General features: G+C 52.1%; 1 protein-coding gene. It reads right to left on the bottom strand.

Going from position 1 to position 2,751, the window contains the following annotated elements; translation table 11 throughout:
- Window positions 1-475 precede the first annotated feature (475 nt).
- The gene (locus AC0QH1_RS07250) at window positions 476-2,515 is read right to left on the bottom strand and encodes a polysaccharide biosynthesis protein (protein ID WP_324630327.1); all 2,040 of its coding nucleotides are present in this window, start codon (window positions 2,513-2,515) and stop codon (window positions 476-478) included.
- Window positions 2,516-2,751 lie beyond the last annotated feature (236 nt).

Below are 2,751 nucleotides of genomic sequence, written 5' to 3'. Positions count from 1 at the left end.
ATATCGGCATTAACTAGGGAAAAGGGAAAAGTGAAGAGTGAATAGTGAATAGTGAATAGTGAATAGTGAATAGTGAAGAATAAAATTTTCCCTTTTCCCTTTTCACTTTTCCCTTTAATTAATTCTTGTTGGCATCCATACATCTTTATCACCTCCATGATACAATTATCACATTAAAAAATAAGAAATGACAACCTTTTTGACTTATTTTTAAAGGCGACTAAAGTTGCCGTTCGTTTTTCATCTACGTTTTAAAAAACGTAGCTTTCAAACTCTCGTTTTTCTTTCGTAAAAAGGATGAATCCGCCTACGCGGACTATAGCGCTGTGGCGCATAGCTTACGCGCTAGGGCCTGGTTCGGCGCGAGTTTAATCGCCCGCTGAATCTGCCCGATCGCGATCGCTGCAATACACCTCAATACAGCCGCCCCCACACTCCCCTCCCCTGCACGCTCGCACCCCCTACCGTTCTCCTCTCATCCCTCAGTGCTCGAGGTTCGCACTTCATAGCGCGGAGATACTCCAGGGGAGTCTTTTTTCCCCAACCGATTCAAATTTCCGCTACTGATTGCCTTGGGTTCCTTTTGGTTGAACAGCGGTTTGAGGCGAGGGTACTTTTGTAGGGAACCTTTCTGCGGCTGATATTCCGGGATGAGTTGCTGCAATTGGGTGCAGATGCCGGCAGCGTCATCATCGCCAGCCGTTTCCAGCAAGGTTTCCAAACGCGGTTGCAAAAATTCCCACTGGATTTTCGCTTCTCGGGCGCAGAAAATCTTCGGATGCTGGGTTGCTCTGGCATTCGTGCTGTCTACCAGCAATTCTTCGTGCAGTTTTTCCCCCGGTCTTAAACCCGTAATTTTAATTTCAATATCTTGTCCCGGCACCAATCCACTGAGCTGAATCATCTGGATGGCCAAATCGTAAATCCGAACCGGTTCGCCCATATCGAGCAAGAAAATTTCACCGCCCTTGCCCATTGAGCTGGCTTGGATGACCAAACGCGCCGCCTCCGGAATGGACATAAAATAGCGCGTCATATCCGGATGAGTAACCGTAATCGGCTGTCCCTCAGCAATCTGCTTGCGAAAGCGCGGCACCACCGAGCCGCTGCTGTCCAGGACATTGCCAAATCGGACAATGGTGAAGCAGGTGGAGGTGGTGCGTTGCTCCGCCAAGGCTTGAATGAGCAGTTCCGCCACTCGTTTGCTCGCGCCCATGATATTGGTGGGACGCACCGCTTTATCGGTGGAAATCAAGACAAAATTGGCAACGCTACCGGCAATGGCACAACGCGCCGCCATCCAAGTTCCTAAAATATTGTTTAAAATTCCCGGAGCGGGATTGGATTCGACTAACGGCACGTGCTTATAGGCAGCCGCATGATAAATCGTCTCCACTTGATAGTTGGCAATCACCGATGAGAGTCGCTTCTCATCCGTCACCGACCCCAAACAAGCCACTCGTTGCAAATGGGGATAGGTTTCCCCCAGTTCCAGGTCGATGTTGTAAAGGGCAAATTCCCCCAGTTCGTAAAGCACCAGGCATTTGGGCTGCTGTTGGGCGATTTGACGGCACAATTCCGAGCCGATGGAGCCGCCCGCGCCAGTAACCAGCACGGATTTGCCGGTGATGTTCATCTGCAGCAACTCGGGATCCGGAGCCACTTCTTCCCGCCCCAGGAGGTCCACGATATCGATATTGCGGATTTCGCTAATCGAGAGTTTGCCGGAGAGGAGTTCCCCGATACAGGGGATGGTTTTTACCGGAATCGACCAGGCGTGTAGGCGATCGAGAATCTGTCGTTTCTGGATGCGCTCCACGGAAGGCATGGCCATTAAAACCGTGTCAAATGGCTTGTGAGCCTGCAGTTTCGGTAACTCCCGGGGGGCGTACACCGGCAGTCCTTGCAAGTTTTGATTTTGCACCGAAGGGTCGTCATCTACAAAGGCGATTGGTTTGTAGGCGGGGTGATGGGCGAGGGCTTGGGCCAGTTGCGAGCCGGCAGCGCCGGCACCGTAAATCACCAGTCGCTCCGGGGCTTGGGTTTGGCGGGTGAGGCAGATAATGGTATTGACGAACCAGCGCAGGGAAAGGCGGACGCTAACGACGAGCAGCAGGGTGAGGAGGGCGTCGTTGACCAGGATGGAGCGCGGCAGTTGTAAAAATTCCAGTAAATAGGCCAGCAGGACGAAGGCTCCAGAGCTGAAGAGGACCGCTTTGGCGGCGGTGGCTAAGAATTCCACTCCTGCATAGCGCAACAGGGGGCGGTACATTCCCGTGGCCAGGAAGACCAGGGGCTTGGTTAGAATCAGGATTGGAATTAACCAGATGTACGGCTGGATTTTTTCCAGGGGGAGCGGGTGGCTGAACCGCAGCCCAAATGCCCCACCGATGGCGATAATAAATAAGCCGATGTCGATGGTAATCAGCATCAGGCGCTTCTGTGGCCGGGATAGGGAGGCCGCAGTGGTTTGAATGGCGGTGGCTAGTTTTTCGATGGGCCAGTGTTGAATCATGGAAACTCTCTAAATTCCATCACGCTTGGGATGCTTGGATTCGGCTCGGCAGAATTTGAGGGCAATTTTCATAGGGACTATGAATTTCTCGGATGGCGGATAGTTCCCTCAATCCCCCGGGAATCGCTTCGAGTGCTTCTGGTACCAGAAGATTTGCAAAAAATCTTCATATTAGCTTAACCGCTAGGAGCCCCGCACTGTACCCGAAGGGTCAGTGTCGGGAAGAATAGCGGGGG

Source organism: Phormidium sp. CCY1219, assembly GCF_055795085.1.
Note: the sequence above shows the minus strand (reverse complement) of the source record. Positions and strands in the feature narration are given on the sequence as shown.

What these genes read in the sequence shown, in the direction of transcription:
- AC0QH1_RS07250 (WP_324630327.1), bottom strand. Translation starts at nt 2,515, where the DNA reads ATGATTCAACACTGGCCCATCGAAAAACTAGCCACCGCCATTCAAACC.